The sequence below is a fragment of the Actinoplanes sp. KI2 genome (genome assembly GCF_025630775.1).
Taxonomy (GTDB): Bacteria; Actinomycetota; Actinomycetes; order Mycobacteriales; family Micromonosporaceae; genus Actinoplanes.
In genome coordinates, this window is record NZ_JAOSZE010000079.1 from 1 (window position 1) to 21,369 (window position 21,369).

23 protein-coding genes are annotated in these 21,369 nt (G+C 71.6%); 10 read left to right on the plus strand and 13 right to left on the minus strand.

What is annotated here, in order from left to right; all coding sequences use genetic code 11:
• Positions 1-567: 567 nt before the first annotated feature.
• From ODJ79_RS44790 to ODJ79_RS44800, 3 genes are all read right to left on the minus strand, one after another.
• Positions 568-1,371: a S1 family peptidase gene (locus tag ODJ79_RS44790; protein WP_263029849.1), complete on the minus strand. Its 804-nt coding sequence runs from the start codon at positions 1,369-1,371 to the stop codon at positions 568-570.
• Between the two features lie 100 nt (positions 1,372-1,471).
• A complete protein-coding gene (locus ODJ79_RS44795; protein WP_263029850.1) occupies positions 1,472-2,260 on the minus strand; it encodes an enoyl-CoA hydratase-related protein in 789 nt (262 codons plus the stop codon).
• Between the two features lie 24 nt (positions 2,261-2,284).
• Positions 2,285-3,097, minus strand: coding sequence for a PaaX family transcriptional regulator C-terminal domain-containing protein (locus ODJ79_RS44800; protein ID WP_263029851.1), 813 nt, complete (start codon positions 3,095-3,097; stop codon positions 2,285-2,287).
• Positions 3,098-3,372: 275 nt separating this feature from the next.
• On the opposite strand from ODJ79_RS44800, the gene ODJ79_RS44805 reads away from it, so the two are divergent.
• Complete coding sequence (locus ODJ79_RS44805) at positions 3,373-3,540, plus strand: DUF3117 domain-containing protein (RefSeq protein ID WP_014447667.1); 168 nt, start codon at positions 3,373-3,375, stop codon at positions 3,538-3,540.
• A gap of 205 nt (positions 3,541-3,745) precedes the next feature.
• Here ODJ79_RS44805 and ODJ79_RS44810 read toward each other — a convergent pair whose 3' ends face one another.
• Positions 3,746-4,372: an O-methyltransferase gene (locus tag ODJ79_RS44810; RefSeq protein WP_263029874.1), complete on the minus strand. Its 627-nt coding sequence runs from the start codon at positions 4,370-4,372 to the stop codon at positions 3,746-3,748.
• 220 nt (positions 4,373-4,592) lie between these two features.
• Here ODJ79_RS44810 and ODJ79_RS44815 point away from each other — a divergent pair, with 220 nt between their 5' ends.
• Positions 4,593-5,921 carry a S1C family serine protease gene (locus ODJ79_RS44815; protein ID WP_263029852.1) on the plus strand — a complete coding sequence of 443 codons (1,329 nt, stop codon included), beginning with the start codon at positions 4,593-4,595 and terminating at the stop codon, positions 5,919-5,921.
• Between the two features lie 72 nt (positions 5,922-5,993).
• Positions 5,994-6,404: a preprotein translocase subunit TatB gene (locus ODJ79_RS44820; protein WP_263029853.1), complete on the plus strand. Its 411-nt coding sequence runs from the start codon at positions 5,994-5,996 to the stop codon at positions 6,402-6,404.
• Positions 6,405-6,410: 6 nt separating this feature from the next.
• On the opposite strand, the gene ODJ79_RS44825 is transcribed toward ODJ79_RS44820, so the two are convergent.
• From ODJ79_RS44825 to ODJ79_RS44835, 3 genes are read right to left on the minus strand one after another with little or no spacing between them, the layout of a single operon-like run.
• On the minus strand, positions 6,411-7,559 hold the full coding sequence (locus ODJ79_RS44825) for an Mrp/NBP35 family ATP-binding protein (RefSeq protein ID WP_263029854.1): 1,149 nt from the start codon (positions 7,557-7,559) through the stop codon (positions 6,411-6,413).
• 21 nt (positions 7,560-7,580) lie between these two features.
• Entirely contained in the window at positions 7,581-8,138 is a 558-nt protein-coding gene (locus ODJ79_RS44830) for a DUF1003 domain-containing protein (RefSeq protein WP_263029855.1), read from the minus strand.
• Positions 8,135-9,460 carry a magnesium transporter MgtE N-terminal domain-containing protein gene (locus ODJ79_RS44835; protein WP_263029856.1) on the minus strand — a complete coding sequence of 442 codons (1,326 nt, stop codon included), beginning with the start codon at positions 9,458-9,460 and terminating at the stop codon, positions 8,135-8,137. The genes ODJ79_RS44830 and ODJ79_RS44835 overlap by 4 nt, the downstream gene beginning before the upstream one ends.
• A gap of 27 nt (positions 9,461-9,487) precedes the next feature.
• On the opposite strand from ODJ79_RS44835, the gene ODJ79_RS44840 reads away from it, so the two are divergent.
• Entirely contained in the window at positions 9,488-10,360 is an 873-nt protein-coding gene (locus tag ODJ79_RS44840) for a PhzF family phenazine biosynthesis protein (RefSeq protein WP_263029857.1), read from the plus strand.
• Between the two features lie 81 nt (positions 10,361-10,441).
• Here the strand turns inward: ODJ79_RS44840 and ODJ79_RS44845 are convergent, their stop codons facing one another.
• Both ODJ79_RS44845 and ODJ79_RS44850 read right to left on the minus strand, forming a co-directional pair.
• The gene (locus tag ODJ79_RS44845; RefSeq protein ID WP_263029858.1) at positions 10,442-10,930 is read right to left on the minus strand and encodes a hypothetical protein; all 489 of its coding nucleotides are present in this window, start codon (positions 10,928-10,930) and stop codon (positions 10,442-10,444) included.
• 30 nt (positions 10,931-10,960) lie between these two features.
• The gene (locus ODJ79_RS44850) at positions 10,961-11,677 is read right to left on the minus strand and encodes an HAD family hydrolase (RefSeq protein WP_263029859.1); all 717 of its coding nucleotides are present in this window, start codon (positions 11,675-11,677) and stop codon (positions 10,961-10,963) included.
• Between the two features lie 144 nt (positions 11,678-11,821).
• Between ODJ79_RS44850 and ODJ79_RS44855 the strand changes: the two genes are divergently transcribed.
• The 3 genes from ODJ79_RS44855 to ODJ79_RS44865 all read left to right on the plus strand — a co-directional run bounded on the left by ODJ79_RS44855 (position 11,822) and on the right by ODJ79_RS44865 (position 14,726).
• Positions 11,822-12,745 (plus strand): DMT family transporter, encoded by a 924-nt coding sequence (locus tag ODJ79_RS44855; RefSeq protein ID WP_263029860.1) that lies wholly within the window; start codon positions 11,822-11,824, stop codon positions 12,743-12,745.
• A 312-nt stretch (positions 12,746-13,057) separates the two neighbouring features.
• Positions 13,058-13,708, plus strand: a complete 651-nt coding sequence (locus tag ODJ79_RS44860; protein ID WP_263029861.1) for a hypothetical protein — start codon at positions 13,058-13,060, stop codon at positions 13,706-13,708.
• 100 nt (positions 13,709-13,808) lie between these two features.
• Positions 13,809-14,726: an SDR family NAD(P)-dependent oxidoreductase gene (locus tag ODJ79_RS44865; protein ID WP_263029862.1), complete on the plus strand. Its 918-nt coding sequence runs from the start codon at positions 13,809-13,811 to the stop codon at positions 14,724-14,726.
• A gap of 276 nt (positions 14,727-15,002) precedes the next feature.
• On the opposite strand, the gene ODJ79_RS44870 is transcribed toward ODJ79_RS44865, so the two are convergent.
• The 4 genes from ODJ79_RS44870 to trxA all read right to left on the minus strand — a co-directional run bounded on the left by ODJ79_RS44870 (position 15,003) and on the right by trxA (position 19,244).
• Positions 15,003-15,521: a DUF4190 domain-containing protein gene (locus ODJ79_RS44870; RefSeq protein WP_263029863.1), complete on the minus strand. Its 519-nt coding sequence runs from the start codon at positions 15,519-15,521 to the stop codon at positions 15,003-15,005.
• A 99-nt stretch (positions 15,522-15,620) separates the two neighbouring features.
• Positions 15,621-16,028, minus strand: a complete 408-nt coding sequence (locus tag ODJ79_RS44875) for a CoA-binding protein (protein WP_263029864.1) — start codon at positions 16,026-16,028, stop codon at positions 15,621-15,623.
• 645 nt (positions 16,029-16,673) lie between these two features.
• Entirely contained in the window at positions 16,674-18,650 is a 1,977-nt protein-coding gene (locus tag ODJ79_RS44880; RefSeq protein ID WP_263029865.1) for an intein-containing Rv2578c family radical SAM protein, read from the minus strand.
• 231 nt (positions 18,651-18,881) lie between these two features.
• Positions 18,882-19,244 (minus strand): thioredoxin, encoded by a 363-nt coding sequence (gene trxA / locus ODJ79_RS44885; RefSeq protein ID WP_263029866.1) that lies wholly within the window; start codon positions 19,242-19,244, stop codon positions 18,882-18,884.
• Positions 19,245-19,677: 433 nt separating this feature from the next.
• On the opposite strand from trxA, the gene ODJ79_RS44890 reads away from it, so the two are divergent.
• The 3 genes from ODJ79_RS44890 (at position 19,678) to ODJ79_RS44900 (ending at position 21,368) form a co-directional block, all read left to right on the plus strand.
• The gene (locus tag ODJ79_RS44890) at positions 19,678-20,334 is read left to right on the plus strand and encodes a TrmH family RNA methyltransferase (RefSeq protein ID WP_263029867.1); all 657 of its coding nucleotides are present in this window, start codon (positions 19,678-19,680) and stop codon (positions 20,332-20,334) included.
• A gap of 64 nt (positions 20,335-20,398) precedes the next feature.
• Complete coding sequence (locus tag ODJ79_RS44895; protein ID WP_317620758.1) at positions 20,399-21,079, plus strand: DUF6758 family protein; 681 nt, start codon at positions 20,399-20,401, stop codon at positions 21,077-21,079.
• The gene (locus ODJ79_RS44900; protein ID WP_263029877.1) at positions 21,066-21,368 is read left to right on the plus strand and encodes a hypothetical protein; all 303 of its coding nucleotides are present in this window, start codon (positions 21,066-21,068) and stop codon (positions 21,366-21,368) included. Before ODJ79_RS44895 ends, ODJ79_RS44900 begins: the two co-directional genes overlap by 14 nt.
• Position 21,369 lies beyond the last annotated feature (1 nt).

A 21,369-nucleotide genomic window follows, 5' to 3' on the forward strand; every position in this document is an offset into this window, starting at 1 on the left:
GCGCGCCTGACGCGGGCGGCGCGGCGCGCCTGACGCGGGCGGCGCGGCGCACCTGACGCGGGCGGCGCGGCGCACCTGACGCGGGCGGCGCGGCGCACCTGACGCGGGCGACGCGGCGCACCTGACGCGGGCGACGCGGCGCGCTTCCGCTTTGTGCGAGCGCGGCGCCGGCTGAGGTCGGATGCGCCACGGTTTGAGGGTGGGCTTGCCTCGCGGCCGGCTGCGGGGCGAGCGCCGCCGTCTGAGGGCGGGTGTGCCGCCGGCTGAGAGGGGCGGCGGCGCGGTTTGGGGCGGCCGTGCCACGGTACTGAGGGCGGACGCGCCACGGCCCCGCAGCGTGCTGCTGCGAGGCCGTGGTGTGCGACGCCGGCGGCTGTGCGAGGAGCGGCCGGCGCCGCGACCGGGCGCCTCGACCGCGGCCCTACCGGGTGCCGCGACCGGGCGCCTCGACCGCGGCCCTACCGGGTGCCGGGACCGGGCGCCGATGCTGCGGCCCCTACCGGGTGCCGCGACCGGGCCCGGGCCCGGGTCGGCGCCCGGCCGGGCGCCCGACGGCCCCGTCGACCGTTAGCCGCCGAGGCTGTCGGCGGCCGACTTGATGGCGGCGGAGAAGTAGCTGACCTGGGTGTACACGCCGGGCTTGTTCGGCCTGGCGCATCCGTCTCCCCAGCTCACGATGCCCACCTGCACCCACGCCCCGGCCGAGTCGGCACGGAACATCGGGCCGCCCGAGTCGCCCTGGCAGGTGTCCACGCCGCCGGCCGTGTACCCCGCGCAGATCTCGTCGGTCGCGATGATCTCGCCGTTGTACATCGACGCCGAGTTGCAGGTGGCGTCGCTGACGAACGGCACCTGGGCCTTGAGCAGGTAGCGCTGCTGCGAGCCGCCCTCGGTTGCCGCACCCCAGCCGGCAATCGTGAACGTTCCCGAGTCGTACGCCGTGCTCGTGGCCAGCGGCAGCGTCGCCAGCCCGGTCACCGGGCTGGACAGTCGGATCAGCGCCCAGTCCTTGCCGTTCCCGTTGTAGCCGGGCGCCCGGTACACGTAGTTCGACTTCCGGGTGATCCGGCTGCTCGATTGCAGATCGACCACCCCGAGCGTGGCCGTGATCGACGTGTTTGTGCCGGTGCGGTTCACGCAGTGCGCCGCGGTGAGCACGATCGTCGAGCTGTAGAGCGCGCCGCCGCAGCCCATCGAGAGCCGCACCATGAACGGGAACTCGCCCTGCGCGGCCCGGCTGCCGCCTACGACGTTGGCGCCCGCCGTGATGTCGTCCGCTGCCGATGCCGCGGCGGGGGACGCGATCGCGCCCATCGCCGCGGCGGTGAGCACAGCCACCGCCGTCCCCACCAGGATCCGCCACCTGCCCATCTCGGACCTCCCAGTCGAAAGCGCGCCCGGTAGGACGCGTCGGGAGGAGCCTATAGATAGACATCTATTGATGTAGTGATCCCAAAACGGTCATAACACGCTAGCGGCCCTGGTAGACCGGCTTCTGCTTGGCCAGGAACGAGGCGACCGCGGCCTGGTGGTCGTCGGTGCCGCCGCAGATCGCCTGGGCCTGCGCCTCGGCGGCCAGCGCGTCGGAGAGCGTCCCGGCGTCCCCGACCGACAGCTCCCGCTTGATCGCGCCGTAGGCCACCGTCGGGCCCGCCGCCAGCCGCGCGGCCAGTTCCTGCGCCGCCGGCAGCACCTGGTCGTCGGCCTCGACCAGCCGGGAGAGCAGCCCGTAGCGGTCGGCCTTGGCGGCGTCCACCGGCTCGGCCAGCAGCAGCAGCTCGAGCGCCCGGGCGTGCCCCACGATCCGCGGCAGCGACCAGGAGACGCCGGTGTCCCCGGCCAGCCCCACGTTCGCGAACGCCATCAGGAACTTCGTCGACGGCCCGCCGATCCGGAAGTCGGCGAGCAGCGCCAGCGAGGCGCCCGCACCGGCCGCCATTCCGCCCACCGCGGCCACCACCGGCTTGGGCATGCCGGCCAGTCGCTGGGCGATCGGGTTGTAGTGGACCCGCACGGTGTCCAGCTCGGTGCGCCCGGACTGCAGCTGGTCGGCGTGCTCGCGCAGATCCTGGCCCACGCAGAAGCCCCGGCCCGCACCGGCCAGCACGATCGCTCGGCAGCTCCGGTCGGTCTCCAGCGCGGCGAGGGTGTCCCGCAGCGCCTCCTTGAGGTCGACGTCGAGCGCGTTCATCGCCGCGGGCCGGTTGAGCGTCAGCGTGACGACCGCTTCGCTGCGGTCGACAAGGAGGGCGTCAGTCATGGGTCTGAGAATCCCACACGTCGGTCACGTATCTGAGAACCCCACACGTCCGCCCCGGCTGGCCGACTGCAGGCAGCGTTCGACGTAGCGGTCGGCGGCCGGGCGCAGCCGGGTCGCGTGCCGATCGAAGAAGCCGGCCGCGCTCGCCCCGGGCCAGCGCGGCGGCAACAGCGACGGCGGCAGTTGCGGGTCGCGGAACAGAAACGAGCGCCACGCGTGCACGAGCCGGAACCGCGCCGCGTACGCCTCCTCGTCGCTGCTGCGAGCGTTGACCGCGCCGACCACCGGCCGCAGGTCGGCCACGAACGTCTCGTACGACTCGGCCAGCGTGGACAGGTCCCACGCCCGGCCGACGACCTCGGCGGCGCCCGGCGAGCCGGCCGCGTGCGCGGCACTGAACCGCTCGTAGCCGACGCCGGCGTCGCTCAGGACGGCGTCGATCTCGTCGGCGGCCCGGGGCGCCACCCAGGCGTGCTCGCCGAGCGTGCCGTAGCCGAGGTAGGAGAGCCGGTTGGCCTCCTTCCGGCCGAGCGGGCCGTGCAGCAGGATCAGATCGAAGCGGCCGTCCCAGCTGGAGCGCCCCGTACGGTAGATCCGGGCGGCCGCCTCGTCGAGCCGGCGGGCCGCCTTCGGAGTGAGCAGATAGCCCGGTCCGGAGACCAGCCGGAGCGGGTGCAGCCAGCCCTGACGCACCATCCGGGAGACCGCGGTGCGGACCGCCGGCGGCGCGATTCCGAGCGGCGCGAGTAGCTTGACCAGGGCGGCGACCGGCGCCCGACCGCCCCGGGGGCGAAGGTAGTCGCCGTACAGGTCGAAGAGTGCCGACCGCGCCTGCATGACCGCACATTGTGACAGCCCAAAAGACGATATGCTAGACGCTGTCACATCCGCCCGGGCTGGGTTTGGGTTCGCCGGTGTTCATCAGGGAAAATGTTTGATCGGCACGGTGGGCCGGGTCGCGGACATCACGCGAATTGGCCCGCCGCCGGTCGGATAACGAGGTACCTGCGTCGCGTGGGGCTGAGCACGCGACGTTGAAGCTGAGCTAGCCGAAGAGCTGTGGCTGTGGGGAAACCCACCGACACCCTGATGTAGGTCTGAGGGGAGACGAAATGGCGGCGATGAAGCCGCGGACGGGCGATGGTCCGCTGGAGGTCACCAAGGAGGGGCGGGGCATCGTCATGCGCGTCCCGCTGGAAGGTGGTGGCCGTCTCGTCGTTGAGATGACTCCGGACGAGGCCAACGCGCTGGGTGACGCGTTGAAGTCGATCGCCGGCTGACGTTTCACGCGAGCCCGCCGGTACGGTACCGCCCGTACCGGCGGGCTTTCCACGTCTTTGCGAAAGGTCACGCTCTCGTGTTCCCGATCGGGCCGACCGACCGGCTCGACGGTGACCGCACCCGAATCGCGCTCATATCTCCCCCCACCGGCCCACTGTCGCACGCCTTGGGGAACCCGGACGCGGAAATCGGCGGGCTTCGGCGTCAGCGCTTGACCGCGGTCAGCAGTCCCGCCCCGGAGGGGATCACCGCCGGGATCCACTCCTCGGCCTCCCGGACGCTGCGGACCGTCTCCCGGATGGTCAGCGTGTCCACGTCCCGGGCCGCCGGGTCGCTGATCCGCCCGTTCGCCATCGCGCCGTTGACCACCAGCACGCCGCCCGGCCGCAGCAGCCGCAGCGCCGCCTCCGCACACGCACCGAACTCGGTCGCGTCCGCGTCCACGAACACCAGGTCGTAGACGCCGTCGGCGAGCCGAGGCAGCACGTCCAGCGCCCGGCCGGTGATGATCCGGGTACGCGACGTGGCGAACCCGGCCTCGAGGAAGATCCGCCGGGCGATCCGCTGGTGCTCGTTCTCGACGTCGATGGTGGTCAGCACCCCGTCGGGGCGCATGCCGCGCAGCAGCCAGACGCCACTGACCCCGGTACCGGTGCCGATCTCGACCACCGCCTTGGCGTTGCCGGCGGCCGCCAGCAGGCGCAGCACGGACCCCGCGCCCGGGGTGACACTGTCGAGGCCCAACTCGTGGGCGAGGCCGCGCGCGGTCTGCAGGACGACGTCCTCGGCGGCATAGGCCTCGGCGAACTGCAACGGCTGAGCGGTCTGCATGCCGATCGGACGGGCTGGCGGGACGATGACGACCTCCGGGCGGGCGAGGGGATGCACGTGCGGAACCGGCGTACATCGGATATGAGAGTAGAGCGATGCCCTCCCGGGGTGTACCCGGCCGTCGATGGGATAAAGGGCCCGGGCCCGGGACGACCGCGAGATTCGTGTCATCCTGGAGGGGGAGCCGGGCTCCCTGGGACCACGAGTGGGAGGCACCGACGTGACCGACGGCTGGAACGCTCGCTACGCTCCGCCGCCCACCGGTCCGACGCTGCCCGCGAACGGCGCGCCGCCGCACCCGCCGGGGCTCGGGTTCTCCGCGCCGCCCGGAGGACCAGGCGCCGGTAGCAGCACAGCCTCGCCTTGGTGGTCCGACGCGCTCGCCGACCCGTGGCGTGATCCGTATGCCCCGGCCCAGGTCATGCTGCCGACCGCGCCGGACGGCTCGGCCCCCGCGCCCGAGCCGGTCGCCGACCCCGACGCGCCCCGCCGCTCGCTCGCCCCGGTGCTGCTGATCTGCCTGGTAACGGCCCTGCTGGCGGGTGCGCTGGGCAGCACGCTGACCTACACCTACCTGACCCGCAGCGGGTTCGGCCGGGGCGGCGGCACCCAGCTCGGCGCGCCGCAGGCCGACCCGTCGTCGGCGGTGAACCGGGCCCCCGACTCGCTGGCCGGCGTCGCGAAGAGGGTGGAGCCCAGCGTGGTGACGGTGCACGTGACCGGCGCGATCGGCTCGGGCTTCGTGGTCTCCGCCGACGGGTACGTGATCACCAACGACCACGTGGTGGAGACCGGCAGCGACAACATGTCGGTGTCGTTCAGCGACGGCTCGACGGCCAAGGCGACGCTGGTCGGCCGCGACCCCGAGTCCGACATCGCGGTGATCAAGGCCGCTCGCAGCGGGCTCACCCCGGTCGCGATCGGCAACTCGGACGCGATCGCGGTCGGTGACCCGGTGCTCGCCCTGGGCTCGCCGCTGGGCCTGGAAAACACCGTGACGTTCGGCATCGTCAGCGCGATCGACCGCACGCTGCAGTCCGGCGAGCCGGGCGGCACGACGCGGTACTACGCGGCGATCCAGACCGACGCCGCAGTCAACCAGGGCAACTCGGGCGGCCCCCTGGTCAACGCGGCCGGCCAGGTCATCGGGGTCAACTCGGTGATCCGCTCGCTGAGCAGCACCGAGGCCGACGCCGGCAACATCGGCATCGCCTTCGCCATCCCGATCAACCAGGCCAAGCGACTGGCCGGCGACATCATCGACCACGGCAAGGCCCGTCGCACGGTGATCGGCGCCGAGGTGGCCACCGGCAACGTCACGGTCACCGGCGCCCGGCTGCGCAGCGTGGAGCCGGGCGGCCCGGCCGCCGCGGCGGGCCTCAAGGCCGGCGACGTGATCACCAAGCTCGACCACCACGTGCTGGCCGAGGGCACCGATCTGATCGCCCTGGTGCGCAAGTACGCGCCGGGCGCGGTGGTGCCGATCGAGTACCGCCGGGGCAGCAAGTCCGCGACGGTCTCCGTGACGCTCGTCGCCGATGGCAATTGATCGTCCGGTCGGGGGTGTGTACCGCCCGTCCGCGTGCGTAGGCTTGGCGCGGAGCTTTAGGGAGGCCTCCTCATGTTCGAGAACCTGAACTGGTGGGAGATCGGCGCGCTGTTGCTGCTGGCGCTGCTGATCTTCGGTGAGCGCCTGCCCAAGGTGATCGGCGACGGCATGCGCATGCTGCGTGGCCTGCGCGCGATGGCGCAGAATGCGACCTCCGACCTCAACCGGGAGCTCGGCACCGACCTCCAGCTGCAGGATCTGCATCCGAAGGCGTTCATCCGGAAGCACCTGCTCAGCGAGGAGGAAGAGGACGCCCTCCGCAAGCCGCTCCAGGGCCTCTTCGAGGACGTCAAATCCGACCTGAACGGCGTCAAGTCGGATCTGTCCCAGGTTGCGGCCGCCGCGGACATCAAGCAGCCCGCGACGCCCGGCACGTCAGTCGAGAAACGTCCCGCCCAGGCTTTAGACCTGGACGCGACGTAGTGCTCGTTACCGCTTCGCGTTGACTGTCAGGCCGAGGGGCTTGCCGACCAGCGAGTCGCGCCGGACGGCGAGCCGCGCGGCGACCTCGTCGAGCGCCTTGGCGGCCGGGGCGTCCGGGTCGGCCAGGACGATCGGCTCGCCGGCGTCGCCGGCCTCGCGTACCCGGGTGTCCAGCGGCACCTGACCGAGCAACGGCACCGAGGCACCCACCGTACGGGTCAGCGAGTCGGCAACGGTCTGCCCGCCGCCGGCCCCGAAGACCTCCATCCGCGAGCCGTCCGGCAGCTCCAGCCAGGACATGTTCTCCACCACGCCGAGCAGCCGCTGGTGGGTCTGCAGCGCGATCGCTCCGGCCCGCTCGGCCACCTCCGCGGCCGCCGCCTGGGGAGTCGTCACCACCAGGATCTCCGCGTTCGGCACGAGCTGGGCCAGCGAGATCGCCACGTCGCCGGTGCCCGGCGGCAGGTCGAGCAGCAGCACGTCCAGGTCGCCCCAGTAGACGTCGGCGAGGAACTGCTGCAGCGCTCGGTGCAGCATCGGCCCGCGCCAGACCACGGCCGCGTTCCCGGCGGTGAACATGCCGATCGAGATCACCTTCACGCCGTGCGACTGCGGCGGCATGATCATGTCTTCCACCCGGGTGGGCCGGCTCTCGACGCCGAGCATCCGTGGCACCGAGTGGCCGTAGATGTCGGCATCCACGACGCCGACCGAGAGCCCGCGCTTGGCCAGCGCCGCGGCCAGGTTCACGGTCACGCTGGACTTGCCGACGCCGCCCTTGCCACTGGCCACGGCGTACACCCGGGTGCGGGAGCCCGGCTGCGCGAACGGAATGACCGGTTCCGCCGCGGCGGAACCGCCGCGCAGCGTGGTCTGCAGCGCCTTGCGCTGCTCCTCGGTCATCACGCCGAAGTCGATGCTCACCGACGTGATCTCGGGGATCTTGGTGAGCGCGGCGGTGATGTCCGAGTTGAGCTTGTCGCGCAGCGGGCAGCCGGCCACGGTGAGCAGCAGCTCGACCTTCACCAGGCCGTTCGCGACGGTGAAGCCCTTGACCATGCCGAGGTCGGTGATCGGGCGGCGGATCTCGGGGTCGTCGACCGTGGCCAGCGCGGCCTGGATCGCGTCCTCGAGCGTGGGGGCAGGAGCGGACATGGCACCGAGGTTACTCGGTGGTCAGGTCCGGTCCGCGTCCCAGTCCTTGCGATCCTCCTCCCATTCCGAGCGGGCCCGCTTCTCCCGCCGGTGGGCGGCTTCGTCCAGCTCATCGGCGAGCCGGGCCAACTCGTTGCGGAGGAAGTCGCGGGTGGCCACCTCGCCCAGCGCGATGCGCAGCGAGGCGATCTCGCGGGCCAGGTATTCGGTGTCCGCCTTCTGCATGGCGGCCCGCCGCCGGTCCTCCTCGGACGCCAGGCGATCACGGTCGGCCTGCCGGTTCTGCGCGAGCAGGATCAGCGGGGCGGCGTACGACGCCTGGAGGGACAAGACCAAGGTCAAGAACGTGAAGGTGTACGGGTCGAAGCGCAGCGCGGCCGGCGCCAGCGTGTTCCACGCGAACCAGGCCCCGATCACGATCGTCATCCAGACGATGAACTGGGCCGTTCCCATGTACCGGGCGATCGCCTCCGACCAGCGGCCGAACGTCTCCGCGTTGAACCGGGGCAGGCGCACCCGGCCGCGCTCGACCGGCTGGTCGAGACGGTCCAGGCGGTCCCGGCGCGGTTCGGCGCTCACCGCTCGGCCTGCTCGGTGGCGAACGGAATCTGCTCATCGGCCAGGGTGGCCAGGTGCTCGCCGCTGTCCGGCGTGTCCCGGTCGCGCCAGTCCCGCGGCAGCGAATGGTCGAGCACGTCGTCGACGGTGACCGCGCCGAGCAACCGGTTCGCGTTGTCCACCACCGGCATGGCGACCAGGTCGTAGGTCGCCATCCGCTTGGTGACCTCGGCCAGCACGACCTCGGGCCGCAGCGGCTCCAGGTCGCTGTCGACGATGCCGCCGAGCATCGACGCGGGCGGCTCCCGCAGCAGTCGCTGGAAATGCACCATGCCGAGGTACTTACCCGTCGGGGTGGCCGAGGGCGCACGAGCCACGAAGACCTGCGCCGCCACCACCGGGGAGAGCTCCGGCTCGCGGATGCGGGCCAGCGCCTCGGCGACCGTCGCATCCGGCGTGAGGATCACCGGCTCCGAGGTCATCACGCTGCCCGCGGTGCCCTGCTGGTAGGTCATCAGCTGACGGACCGGGGCCGCCTCCTCGGGCTCCATCAGGTCCAGCAGCACGGTCTGCTCCACCTTGGGCAGCTCGGCGAGCAGGTCGGCGGCGTCGTCCGGGTCCATCCGCTCGAGCACGTCGGCGGCGCGTTCCCGGTCGAGGTGCGCCAGGATCTCCACCTGGTCGTGCTCGGGCAGCTCCTCGAGCACGTCGGCGAGGGTGCGGTCGCTCATCGCGGCGGCCACCTCGTTGCGCCGGGGGTCCGGCAGGTCCTGCAGCGCGTTCGCCATGTCGGCCGGGCGCATCTGCTCGAGCAGGGCCAGCAGGTTCGAGGTGCCCTGCGTGTCGGTCGGGCCGAACAGGTTGCGGATCCGCTCGTACTCGGCCTGGTAGACGTGCCCGCGCCGGGTCAGCCGGCCGGTGTGCTCGCGCACCGCGACCCGGGTGACCAGCCACTCGTTGCTGCGGTTCTGCTCCATCCCGATGTCCACGACGGTGCCCGAGATGCCCGGCCCGTCGCCGTCCTCCGGCATGACGGTGACCCGGCGGTCGAGCAGGTCCTCCACCACCAGCAGCTCGTTCGGCCGTTTCTCGAAGCGGCGCAGGTTGAGGGTGCCGGTGCTGAGCACGACCGCCTCGGCGTCCATCGAGATCACCCGGCCGATCGGCAGGAAGATCCGGCGGCGCAGCGCCATCTCGGCGACCAGGCCGACGATCTGCGGTGGCCGGTTCGTCGTGCGAAGCCGGACCACCGCGTCGCGCACCCGGCCCACCCGGTCGCCGTTGGGATCGAAGACCCCCAGGCCGGCCAGCCGGGCCAGATATACCCGCGTCCCCATGGTCACAGCTCAAGCCTAGGTTAGGGTCCGGACATGTCCACCGTGGCGTACGAGATCGTCGACGTGTTCACCGATCGCCCCTTCGCGGGCAACCCGCTCGCCGTGGTTTACGGCGCCGACGATCTGGCCACTGACCAGATGCATGTGCTGGCCCGCGAGTTCAACCAGTCCGAGACGGTGTTCGTGCTGCCGCCGACCGGCTCGGCCACGTACCGCGCCCGGATCTTCACGCCGGAGATCGAGCTGCCGTTCGCCGGCCATCCCAGCATCGGCGCCGCCGTCACCTCGATGCGCCGCGGTCTCCTCCCGGCCGGCGACGTGGTGCAGGAGTGCGGCGCCGGCCTGCTGCCGATCACCGTGCGCGAGTCCGGCTCGGCGACCCTGACCGGCGGCGAGCCGACCCTGGGCGAGGCGCTCGACCCCGAGCCGCTGCTGGCCCTGGCCGGCCTGACGGCCGAGGATCACGAGGCGGCCGGGCTCGCTGCCCCACGTTCCGCCGGGTGCGGCCTGAGCTGGGTGTTTCTTCCCGTACGCCGAGAAGCGCTCGCCCACGTGCGGATCGACAACGCCGCCGCGGAGAAGGCCGGCGTGACCGACATCTGCCTCTTCGCCTGGTCGGACGGCGAGGCGTACGCCCGGGCCTTCGTGCCGGGCTCGGCCGTTCCGGAGGACCCGGCGACCGGTTCGGCCGCGCTCGGCCTGGGCGTGTGGCTGGTCGGTGCCGGCCTGCTGCCCGCCGACGGCACCGCGTCCTACCGCATCCACCAGGGCTTCGAGATGAAGCGCCCGTCTCTGCTGGACTGCACGGTCAGCGCGGAAGCGGGCGTGGCAACGTCGGTGACGGTGACCGGCCACGTGTGTCCGATCGCGAAGGGCGAGATCGCCATCCCGCCCTTCATCGGCTGACGGCCGTCCCCGGCCGCGGACAGCCGTTCCCGGCCGCGGCCCGGACAGCCGTTCCCGGCCGCGGCCGGGCTGGGCAGGGCCCTATGAGCCGCGGACCCGGTGCAGGCGGAAGGGGCGCCTCGTCTCGTTACGGGCCGGGGTCGGCCGAGGGCCGGCGGCGCCGGAGTCCGCGGGCAGGTCGGGGGCGGTCTTGTCCTGCTCGGGGGTGAGCCGGACGACCGCGCAGCCCGTCCGGGCCCAGCGGGCCACCACCTCCTCGGCGGTGCCGGAGGCGTTCAGCCGCTTCTGGGCCAGCTGCGGGGCGACCGTCGTCCAGTCCTCGGTGCCCGGGGTCAGCCGGGTCGCGGTCATCTCGGCGATCACGATGAGGCCGCCGTTGTCGCCGCGCAGCCGGACGGTGGCGCGGGACGCCAGGGCCAGATCGGGCGCGTACTGCTCGCCGGGCCCGGTCACCACGATCAGCGACCCGTCCAGCGGCAAGCACCAGACGCCGACGGCCGGCGCGCCGCCGACCGAGACCCAGGCCAGCGCCGCTTTCTTGAGCGCCTCTTCCAGAACCGCGGACGTCACCGCGCCATCCTCCCACGCGGCAGCCGGTTCTCAGCGGGTCGGCACCGGGGTGGGGTGGATCTGGGCGTGGTCGATCAGGGCGACGACCTCGGTGAGCGATCGGACGGTGCGGCCCGCGAAGTTCGTGTCGGCGTCGTAGACCAGGTGGTGGGCCAGGTCGGGGGCGGCCAGCCGCACCGGGGTCATGCCGATCGCGGCGGCGCCGGTGAGCTCGTTGCTGCCGCCGTCGCCGACGTACAGGCACTCCCGCGGCAGCACGTCCAGCTCGTCGCAGGCGGCCAGGTAGATCGCCGGATCGGGCTTGCAGACGCCCAGGCGTACCGAATAGATCTTTGCGTCCAGCAGTGGCGCGACCGGCAGGTGCGGCAGGAACGCGGGCAGCTCGTGGGTGCAGTCGCTGACCACCGCGGTGGCCAGGCCGCGCCGGCGGAGGGCGGCCAGCACGCTGACCGCGTCGGCCCGCAGCTCGGTGTCCGCGCGCAGCGCGTCGACCCGGGCCGGCACCCCGGCCCGCACCTGCGCCTCCCGGGGGCGGCCACCGGCCTGCTCGATGACCCACCGTAGGGTGGCCTCGGCGGAGCCGTATCGGCCCCGGGCCCGGGCCCGGAAGGTGCGGTCGAGCACGCCGGTCACCGCGTCGGGGTCCACACCGAGAGATCGAGCGATCTCGGCGTGCTGGGGACCGCGTTGGACCGCGCGGGTCAGGGTGCCGAAAAAGTCGAACACGACCGCACGATATGCGGACACGGTAAATCAGCCTCCCGAGGGCTTTGAGTGATCAAAGGGACGAACAACCTCGGTGACTGTAGTCGTGGCGTCACTTTCCGTTCAATAGCAGGCTGCAAAGGTGCTGAGAAACTCTGCAAGAAGCGCAAGAAGCGACGGCCGGGGATGAATACTCGCTCACCACGCCTTCGGTCCGGATCGGCGACGGTCATCGCGCTCGCCGTGGCCGTCGTCGCCGTCTCCTCGTCCGCGCCGCTGATCAAGTTCGCGGCCGCTCCGGCCCTGGCCATCGCGTTCTGGCGGAACGCACTGGCGGCCGTGGCGCTCACCCCGGTGACCCTCGGACCCCGCCGCGGCGAGCTCGCCGGCGCCACCCGCCGCGCGGTGGCTTTTTGCCTTCTGGCCGGGGTCGCGCTTGCAGCACATTTCGCAACATGGATGCCAAGCGTCCAACTCGGCTCGGTCACGACGGCCACTGCGCTGGTCGCCACCCAGCCGGTCTGGCAGGGATTGATCGCGGCCGCGCAGGGGCGTCGCCCGTCGGTGGCCGGGTGGGTCGGCATCGGCCTGGCGGTGGCGGGGGTGGCCTGGGCGACCGGTGTGGACGTGGGGGTGTCCGGCCGGGCGGTGCTGGCCGACGTGCTGGCGCTGCTGGGCGCGATGGCGGCGGCGGTCTACACGGCACTCGGTGAGCAGGCCCGAGCGTCGCTGAGCACGACCACCTACACCTGGATCTGCTACGGCACCTGCGCGGCCTTCCTGCTCGTGGTCTGCCTGGCCGGCGGGGTCGACCTGACCGGGTACGACGGACGCACCTGGGCCGCGATCCTGGCGCTCGTGGCGGGCGCCCAGCTGCTGGGGCACTCGATGTTCAACTACGCCCTGCACCACACGTCGGCCACCACGGTCAGCGTCCTGATCCTGCTGGAGGTGCCCGGCGCCGCCCTGCTGGCCTGGGTCTGGCTTGGACAGCGGCCGCCCTTCGACGCCCTGCCGGGCCTGCTCCTGCTGCTCTGCGGGGTGGTGGTCGTGATCCTCGGCGCGACCCGCGCCAACCGCCCGGTGGTGGACCCGGCGCTGACCGACTAGCGCCGGCCCGCTGACGGGCCTCCGCCGGGTGGCTGCCGTTGGTGGGTGCGGGGCGGCGGTGCCCACCGCCGGGCCGGAGGCCGGGGACGGCCTTGCGTTGCAGCCGGCCGGTCCGCTGCGGCGGGGGCGGCCGTCGGTGCGGTGGGGGCGTTGCTCGCCTCGTACGTCTGCTTGGTCTTGGTCCTTGTCGCTGTCGTTTGTCGCTCGTTGAGCGGAGGGGAGCGTGGTAGAGAGGGGGACGCGATGTGCCGCGGTCGGGTTGGGATCGGGCTCGCGGTGGGGATGCTGCTGATGATCGGTGGGTGTGGCCACGTGCGGGACGACGACGTCGGCGATCCGGGGCTGACCGGGGAGTGGAGCACGGCCGGGTGTGTGGCACCTCGGGTGCCGCAGCACATGATCGTCGGCGGGGTGGCCGTGCCGGTGACACCGGCCGAGCTGGACGCGGTGATCGGCCGGATCGAGGACGCGGGGAAGCGCGAGTTCGCGGCCAGCTTTGCCGGCATCGAGGTCGATCCGGAGCGGGTGCGGGCGATCGTCTACCGGGTGCCGTCGGCGACGTTCGACGACTTCGTGCGGACGGTGGCCGGGGATCTGTGCGTCGTGGTGCGCAATGCCGATCACTCCACCGAGGACCTCGCCGGATGGCACGATCGGGTGCTCGCCGACCTGCCGTATTGGACACATCATGGGGTGCGGATCGTGAGCATCGGCGCCCGGCACGACGGCAAGGGCGTCGAGGTGGGCGTGCGCGACGTCGAGGAAGCGCGGCGCGAGCTGTCGGCCCGGTACGGCGTCAGGGCCCCGCTGATCTTCATGCCGGCCGATCCGGTGCGGCCACTGCCCGTCCCGACCGGCGGGGTCGTGCCGCCTCCTGTCGTGCCGCCTCCTGTCGTGCCGCCTCCTGTCGTGCCGCCTCCTGTCGTGCCGCCTCCTGTCGTGCCGCCGCCCGACGGGTCGTGAGGTTGGGGACGACACGCTGAACGGCGAGGTCAGGGGGCATGCTGAGCGCCACAGGGGTGCGATGTTTGCCCTGGCCGACGGAACGGGGAAGGATCGCGCCATGGTTTTCGACGCCCGCTCAGCAAGCGGAAGCCGTTCCCGGCGCGACGCCACCCGACCCGCCGCCGGTCGCCGGCCGCGCACCAGCCCCGCCGACGCCGCTTCCGCTTCGTCCGACGAGGAGCCGGTCGAAGCGTCCCAACCTGGGGAGGCACCCGTGACGCTCCGTCTCGATGGCAAGGTCGCACTGGTCACCGGGGCGGGCAGCCCCGACGGCATCGGGTACGCGACCGCACGCCGGCTGCGTGACCTCGGCGCCCGGGTCGCGATCGTCTCCACCACCCGGCGCATCCACGACCGGGCCGCCGAGCTGGGTGTCACCGGCTTCGTGGCGGATCTGACCGACGAGGCCGAGGTGGGCGCCCTCGCCGACGCGATCACCGACCAGCTCGGCGACGTCGAGGTGCTGGTCAACAACGCCGGCCTGGCGAGCCGGGCGAGCCCCGAGGTGCTGCGGCCGGTCGCCCAGCTCACGTATGACGAGTGGAAGGCCGAGATCGACCGCAACCTGAGTACGGCGTTCCTGTGCAGCCGGGCGTTCCAGGGCGCGATGGCGGAGCGCGGTTGGGGCCGGATCGTCAATCTGGCGGCCACGGCCGGGCCGGTCAACGCGCTGCCGACCGAGGCGGCGTACGCGGCGGCCAAGGCCGGCGTGGTCGGGCTGACCCGGGCGCTGGCGATGGAACTGGTCGCGGACGGCGTGAACGTCAACTGCGTGGCGCCGGGGACGATCTACACGGCGGCGTCGACGGTCACCGAGATCAAGCAGGGCTTGGGTACGCCGATCGGGCGGCCCGGCACGCCCGACGAGGTGGCGGCGGCGATCGCGTTTCTCTGCTCGCCGGCGGCCTCCTACATCACCGGCCAGATGCTGGTCGTCGATGGTGGCAACAGCGTGCGTGAGGCCGAGTTCCGCTGAGCCTGTCTGGGCCGGCCGAGTGTCGGCCGGCCCTTCCGCGGCCTTTGGGTCGGCCCTTCCGCGGCCCTACCGGTCAGGCTGGCCTTGCCGCGGCCCTTCCGGTCGGCTGGCCTTGCCGCGGCCCTTCCGGTCGGCTGGCCTTGCCGCGGCCCTTCCGGTCGGCTGGCCTTGCCGCGGCCCTTCCGGTCGGCTGGCCTTGCCGCGGCCGTGCTGAGCCACGGCAGGACCGTGCCGGACGGCCCTGCCGTGGCCGTTTCGACCGGCCCTGCCCGTCGGTCAGAAAGTGCCGCCGCTGTTCGTCGCGGCGTTACCGACGGCAATGACGATCACGATCACGTACACGGCGCAGGCCAGCAGCCCGAGGATCGTGAAGATGTAACCCAGCCAGAGCCCGGCCGTGGCCAAGCCCTCACCCTGCTCGCCGGTCTGCCGGATCTGCTTCTTGGCCAGGTGGCCCAGCACGATCGCGGCCGGCGAGAAGACGAACGCGAACACCAGCGCCAGGATGGCCAACGTGTTCGTGCTGGTCACCGGCGCGTAGCCGGGGGCGCCGTAGCCCGGAGCGCCGTAGGCGTAGCTTGGCGGCGGCTGCTGATAGGGCGACGGCTGGCCGTACGGCTGCCCGGTGGTCGGCTGGCCGTACGGCTGTGCGCTCGCCGGTGGCTGGCCGTACGGCTGATCGCTGGTCGGCGCCGGAGGGTCCGTCGGGTACGGCGCGTTGGGGTCGTAGGGCTGCCCGTACGGTTGCTGGGGCTGATATGGATCCGGCGGGCCGCCGGTGGGTGGATATGTCATGAGGTCCTCCTCGTTCCACGGCACCGTACCGGCCGCTGAACAGGTCACGACACGTCCGGCACGCCCGATTCCAGGAAACGACGCCAATCGGACTCGTCGTCAGGCCAGCTTGGTCAGGCTGCCGACGGCTCGCTCGACGGCGAGGCAGCGGTCCTCGACGTAGTCGATGCCGGCCTCCTCGGCGAGCCGTCGCGCCTCGGCGGACACGATGCCGCTTTGCAGCCACACCGCCGGCGCCTTGATCGCGATCGCCTGCCGCACCACGTCGACCGCCTCGCGCGCCGGACGGAAGACGTCGACCAGGTCGACCGGCTCGTCGATGTCGGCCAGCGTCGGCACCGTCTTGACCCCGAAAACCTCGTCCACGAACGGGTTGACCGGGATGATCCGCCAGCCGTGCCGGAGCATCTGCCGCGGGACGGTGTGCGCAGGCTTGAGCGGGTCACGCGAAGCCCCGACCACGGCGATGACGTTGGCCTCCGCCAGGATCTGCTGTGCGCTTCTCATACGATCGACTGTAGTCATCGCCTCCGTCGTGACCCTTGGGTTGCCCACATCGACCGCTCCCGGCCGCGGCGGCGTCCCGGCATCCCGAGCCGCCGAGGCTGAGCCGGTGTGCAGGGCTCGCGGCAGCGCGGACGCAGGCTCGCGGCAGGCCGCCCAGTGCGCGGCTCAGGGCAGGCACCGCATGCGGCTCGCAACCGCGACTCAGCGTGCGCTCGCAACCGCGGCTCAGCGCGCGCTCGCAACCGCGCCCAGCGCGCCGGGTCGCGATGCGGTGGGGGACCGAGGCGGCCGCGGCTTGCAACCGCGGCTCAGGGTGCGGCTCGCAACCGCGGCTCAGCGTGCGGCTCGCACCGCGGCCCAGCGTGCGCCAACCGTCGCTTAGCGCGCGGCTCCCAAGCGCGGCCCAGCGTGCGCCAACCGTCGCTTAGCGCGCGGCTCCCAAGCGCGGCCCAGCGTGCGCCAACCGTCGCTCAGCGCGCGGCTCGCAACCGCGGCCCGTGCGCCAACCGTCGCTCAGCGCGCGGCTCCCAAGCGCCGCCCAGCGTGCGACTCAATGCAGGCTGCCCGGTGTGCGGCTCACAGCAGGCCTCGTGCGGCTCGAGGCAGGCCAAATGCCGAGGGCTCACGGCAGGGCCAGCACCGTGTTCACAGCAGGGTCAACTGGTCGGGCTTGGGCGTCGCGCCGGGGGCCGGGCCGAGGTCGCGGGCCTGGACCGGGTCGGGGCGGTGCAGGCCGTGGCGGCGGGCTGCCATGCGCACCCGGGCGCCGATTTCGGCCTGGTAGGCGTCGGGCAGGTACGAGCCGTCGCCGTAGAGCTCGCGATAGCGCGGGGCCAGGGTCGGGTGGGTGCGAGTGAGCCAGGCCGCATACCACTCGCGGGCGCCTGGCCGCAGGTGCAGCGGGATCGGGGTGACACCGGCGGCGCCGGCCGCGGCGATAGCGGCCACCGTTTCGTCGATCGACTCGTCGGTGTCGGTGAGGCCGGGCAGGATCGGCGCCATCAGCACACTCACCGGGAAGCCGGCGTCGGTCAGCCGGCGCACCACCTCGAGACGCCGGCGAGGGCTGGGCGTGCCCGACTCGACCGAGCGCCAGGTCGTCTCGTCGACGAAGCCGACCGAGACCGCGAGCCCGACCCGGGTCACCTCGGCGGCCTGTTTGAGCAGGTCGAGGTCGCGCAGGATCAGGGTGCCCTTGGTCAGGATCGAGAACGGGTTGGCGTAGTCGCGCAGCGCGGCCAGGATCTCGGGCATCAACCGGTAGCGGCCCTCGGCCCGCTGGTAGACGTCGACGTTCGTGCCCATCGCGATCGGCGCACCGGACCAGCGCGGCGCGGCCAGCTCGCGGCGGATCACCTCGGCCGCGTTGACCTTGACGATGACCTTGGTGTCGAAGTCGTGGCCGGCGTCGAGGTCGAGATAGGTGTGGGTGTGCCGGGCGAAGCAGTTGTGGCTGACCACGCCGTCGGCGATGAAGTCGCTGGTGCCGGTGGTGATGTCGTACAGCGGGAGGGTCAGGCCGAGATCCTCGATGTCGGCGACGGCGAGCCCCCGGCTGCTGCGCACGCCCACCCCGGAGGCGTCCAGCCGCGCGCCGTCGACGCCGGTGAGGTGCCGGAAGCGCAGAGCCGCCCACAGGTCGCGGTCGATCTCGACGGTGCCGGCGGCGCCGGGCCGGGTGGTGATCGGCGCGCGGCTGGGCAGGCCGAGCCGGGTGAGCGCGTCGGTCACCCGGCTGAGGAAGAGCTGGTCGCCGCAGGTGAAGGTGACGGCGAGCCGCTCGGCCCGGCCGATCGAGCCGAATGCGCCCGCCAGGAAGCCCCGGAACCACCCCGGTGTCGGCTGCTCGGGCCAGCGCAGGGCCTCGTGCAGGGGGAGATCTTGCAGGTAACCGTCGGCGCGGACCCAGGCGTCGCCCTCCCGGCCGGCCCGGCCACCCCCGGTCGGGCCACCCCGGGTCGGGGCACCCCCGGCCGGGCCACTCAGGGCCGCGTCGCCGCGGATCAGGCCGCAGAGGAAGCCGGCTTGATATTCCGGGGTCTCCTTGGGCGGCTCGGCGAAGTGGCCGACGCCGAACATCAGGTCGCCGACCGCGAGCGCCGGCTGGTGCGGCTCGGCGGGGCTGACGTGCCGCCAGCCGCGGTCGGTGAGGAAGCGGTGGTCGCCGCTGGCGACCAGCCGGGTGCCGTCGGCCAGGGTGACGCGGAAGGCGGGTTTCCGCGTCGTCCAGTGGTCGAGGACGGTGGTGGGCACGTAGCGGCGGCAGGCGCCGGCGCCCATGGTGCCCATGATGGTGTCGCCCGGCTGCAGTTCGGCGAGGGGACGGGTGGTGCCGTCGGCCATCAGGATCGGCGTGTCGCCGGCCAGGCAGTACGAGCAGGCGTGCGAGCAGCCACGGTAGGGATTGATGGTCCACTCGAACGGCACCCGCGACTTGCCCGGCACCCGGTTGATCAGGCTCTTCGCCTGGATCTCGTAGAACGTCATGCCGGCGAAGCCGGGGGTGTCGAAGGTGCGGACCGTGGCGCCGGGCAGCGCCAGCGGCAGGGGTGGAGCCGCAGGCGCTGCCCTGTCCAGGAGCGAGTCGCCGTCGTGGGGAGCCGACAGGTTGGACCATCGCATGGCGACGATTCGAACACATGTTCGAAGTCGTTGTCCACTCGGCCGCGGCGTGTCGCGTGCCCGAAACGCCGCCGCCGGCGGAAGGCAGAAGCGGGAGGCAGAAGCGGGAGGCAGAAGCGGGAGGCAGAAGCGGAAGGCAGAAGCGGGAGGCAGAAGCGGGAGGCAGAAGCGGGAGGCAAAAGCGGCCCGCCGGACCGAACCGGTCCGGCGGGCCAGAGGCTTACGCCTGGGTCAGTGGCTGTGCGCCGCCAGCTGCTTGCGCACGTCGTCCATGTCGAGCTTCTCGACCTGCTCGATCAGGTTCTCCAGCGCCGACTCGGGGAGCGCGCCGGGCTGGGAGAAGACGATGACGCCGTCGCGGATCGCCATGATCGTGGGGATCGAGCGGATATCGAACTTGGCCGCGATCGCCTGCTCGGCCTCGGTGTCGACCTTGCCGAACGTGATCTCGGAGTGCTTCTCCGAGGAGCGCTCGTAGGTCGGCGCGAAGCGGACACACGGACCGCACCAGCTTGCCCAGAAGTCGACCAGGACGATGCCGTCCTTGTTGGTGACCTCGTCGAAGTTCTCAGCGGTCAACGCAACCGTCGCCATGATGTCTCCAGTCCACGAGAATTGGCTTGCGTGCCTTGAAACCCCTCGTCCCTCTTCGCCATTCCCGTTCCCCGGGCGGACGACACGTGTCTTGTAGCACGTTCTCAGAACTCGGTGTGGGCCTTAGGCTACCCATCGTAACGATAGGCGGGGAGAGCGCTCTCAGTTCTCCAACAGGATGTGACGTCCGTTTTACCGCAGGAAAGCATGACATCGCACCCCCGGTCGGGACGCACCGCTGGTGACCTGCATTACCAGGGGTACCGGAGAAAATAGTTAATAAACTTAAATGTGATTTGCCTCACAGCTGAAAGTCCTTCACGTCGATACGGACGGTGAGGCAGACTGACCTTTAACAGAGCGTGGGCGGCGGGTGCCGGGGAGGGCCCCGCCGCTCATTGCGTCTTCACTCGTCTGGGTAGCGTATCCGCCCATGATTGGCGATGAGGCTGAGTCCTCGGCCCGGCCGGACGACGAGTCCCTCCAGGTCGGCGTGGGCCCGTGGGTTGGCGAGTGGCCGTCGGATCCGCGGTACGACCCCGACCTGCTCGCGCAGGGTGATCGCCGCAACGTCGTAGATCGCTATCGGTATTGGCGGCGCGAGGCCGTCGTCGCCGATCTCGACACCCGCCGGCACGACTTCCACGTCGCGATCGAGAACTGGCAGCACGACCTGAACATCGGCACGGTGGTCCGCAACGCGAACGCGTTCCTCGCCGCCGAGGTGCACATCGTCGGGCTGCGGAAGTGGAACCGGCGCGGCGCCATGGTCACCGATCGCTATCAGCATGTCCGGCACCACCCGACCATCGACGAGTTCGTGGCCTGGGCGGCCGAGCGCGACCTCGCGGTGATCGGGATCGACAACCTGCCCGGCTCGCAGCCGATGGAGACCGTCACCCTGCCGCGCCGATGCGTGCTGCTCTTCGGTCAGGAGGGTCCGGGGCTCTCGGCCACCGCCCGCGCCGCGTGCGGTCAGTTGTTCTCGATCGCGCAGTACGGGTCGACCAGGTCGATCAACGCCGGGGTGGCCAGCGGCATCGCCATGCATGCCTGGGTTCGCACGCACGCCGGACCCCCGCCGGAGTGAATCTTTCTGATACGTCCGGGTTCTGCGGATCCGCTTGACGAGGGCTTCGGCGACCCGCACGGTTATGTGTGTGGGTGTCACGGTGAGTTGCCCCAGATGCGGTGCGCAGGTCCGGAAACCGGATTTGATGCACAGCGACTGGCGCTGTGACAACTGCGGCGACGTTCCGCCGTTCCACGTGGCCGAGCACATCAACGCCGAGATCGTCGAAAGCATGCTGCGGCAGCGCACCCCAAAATCGGAGAAGGTGCCGTTCTGGTGCCCGTGGCCGCTGCCCGCCGGCTGGATGGTGACCGGCGTCGGCTGGGCGGGTGACGACCGGATGGGTGTACGTGCGAGCGCCCTCTCCTGCAGCGGCCCGGAGCCCCTCGGTGGCGGACCGGCCGATGTGGTCTTGATCGCCGAGCTGCCGGGCGTCGGCCTGGGCACTCGTTTTGCCGGGATCCCCGGCATCGACCCGGGTTACCTGATCACCGAGGCGCTCGCCGACGCCAAAGGACATCTCGGCCCGGATGCCAAGATCAAGGCTGCCGGTCACCCCACTCCACTGTGGTGTGTCAAGTCCCCGGAAGATCGAAGCGCTTACGTGAGTGAGGCCAAAGGAATGTGGCTCTATGCGGTAGCGTGGCCGGCAAGCGCGGGCTACTTCCTCGCGGAGCACGTCGTCCTGCACGATCTCTCCGAGGGAGTGCCACCCGAGCTCGTGTACGGAGCGCCGTCGCCGTACCTGCATGGGCGTGCCTGAAAATGGGGGCCTGACCTGCGGATGCGATATCGGCTTTTCGGTCACAATGTTCACACCGAGCGACGAAGCTGATACCGTCAGTACTGCCGCGGCGCTGACCGTCACCCGCACCCACAGGAGAAGGCCCGCCATGATCAAGAAGGTTCTCACCTGGCTTGGTGTCGCGTTTTTGATCTTTTTCATCGCCTTCAACCCGAACTCGGCGGCGGATGTGTTCGCCTCCCTCGGAGGGACGATCGCCGATATTGCCCGGGGCTTTGGCCAGTTCTTCACGAACCTCGTCGCTTAGC

What these genes read in the sequence shown, in the direction of transcription:
- ODJ79_RS44790 (WP_263029849.1), bottom strand. Translation starts at nt 1,371, where the DNA reads ATGGGCAGGTGGCGGATCCTGGTGGGGACGGCGGTGGCTGTGCTCACC.
- ODJ79_RS44795 (WP_263029850.1), bottom strand. Translation starts at nt 2,260, where the DNA reads ATGACTGACGCCCTCCTTGTCGACCGCAGCGAAGCGGTCGTCACGCTG.
- ODJ79_RS44800 (WP_263029851.1), bottom strand. Translation starts at nt 3,097, where the DNA reads ATGCAGGCGCGGTCGGCACTCTTCGACCTGTACGGCGACTACCTTCGC.
- ODJ79_RS44805 (WP_014447667.1), top strand. Translation starts at nt 3,373, where the DNA reads ATGGCGGCGATGAAGCCGCGGACGGGCGATGGTCCGCTGGAGGTCACC.
- ODJ79_RS44810 (WP_263029874.1), bottom strand. Translation starts at nt 4,372, where the DNA reads ATGCAGACCGCTCAGCCGTTGCAGTTCGCCGAGGCCTATGCCGCCGAG.
- ODJ79_RS44820 (WP_263029853.1), top strand. Translation starts at nt 5,994, where the DNA reads ATGTTCGAGAACCTGAACTGGTGGGAGATCGGCGCGCTGTTGCTGCTG.
- ODJ79_RS44825 (WP_263029854.1), bottom strand. Translation starts at nt 7,559, where the DNA reads ATGTCCGCTCCTGCCCCCACGCTCGAGGACGCGATCCAGGCCGCGCTG.
- ODJ79_RS44840 (WP_263029857.1), top strand. Translation starts at nt 9,488, where the DNA reads ATGTCCACCGTGGCGTACGAGATCGTCGACGTGTTCACCGATCGCCCC.
- ODJ79_RS44855 (WP_263029860.1), top strand. Translation starts at nt 11,822, where the DNA reads ATGAATACTCGCTCACCACGCCTTCGGTCCGGATCGGCGACGGTCATC.
- ODJ79_RS44865 (WP_263029862.1), top strand. Translation starts at nt 13,809, where the DNA reads ATGGTTTTCGACGCCCGCTCAGCAAGCGGAAGCCGTTCCCGGCGCGAC.
- ODJ79_RS44870 (WP_263029863.1), bottom strand. Translation starts at nt 15,521, where the DNA reads ATGACATATCCACCCACCGGCGGCCCGCCGGATCCATATCAGCCCCAG.
- ODJ79_RS44875 (WP_263029864.1), bottom strand. Translation starts at nt 16,028, where the DNA reads ATGAGAAGCGCACAGCAGATCCTGGCGGAGGCCAACGTCATCGCCGTG.
- ODJ79_RS44880 (WP_263029865.1), bottom strand. Translation starts at nt 18,650, where the DNA reads ATGCGATGGTCCAACCTGTCGGCTCCCCACGACGGCGACTCGCTCCTG.
- trxA (WP_263029866.1), bottom strand. Translation starts at nt 19,244, where the DNA reads ATGGCGACGGTTGCGTTGACCGCTGAGAACTTCGACGAGGTCACCAAC.
- ODJ79_RS44890 (WP_263029867.1), top strand. Translation starts at nt 19,678, where the DNA reads ATGATTGGCGATGAGGCTGAGTCCTCGGCCCGGCCGGACGACGAGTCC.
- ODJ79_RS44895 (WP_317620758.1), top strand. Translation starts at nt 20,399, where the DNA reads ATGTGTGTGGGTGTCACGGTGAGTTGCCCCAGATGCGGTGCGCAGGTC.
- ODJ79_RS44900 (WP_263029877.1), top strand. Translation starts at nt 21,066, where the DNA reads ATGGGCGTGCCTGAAAATGGGGGCCTGACCTGCGGATGCGATATCGGC.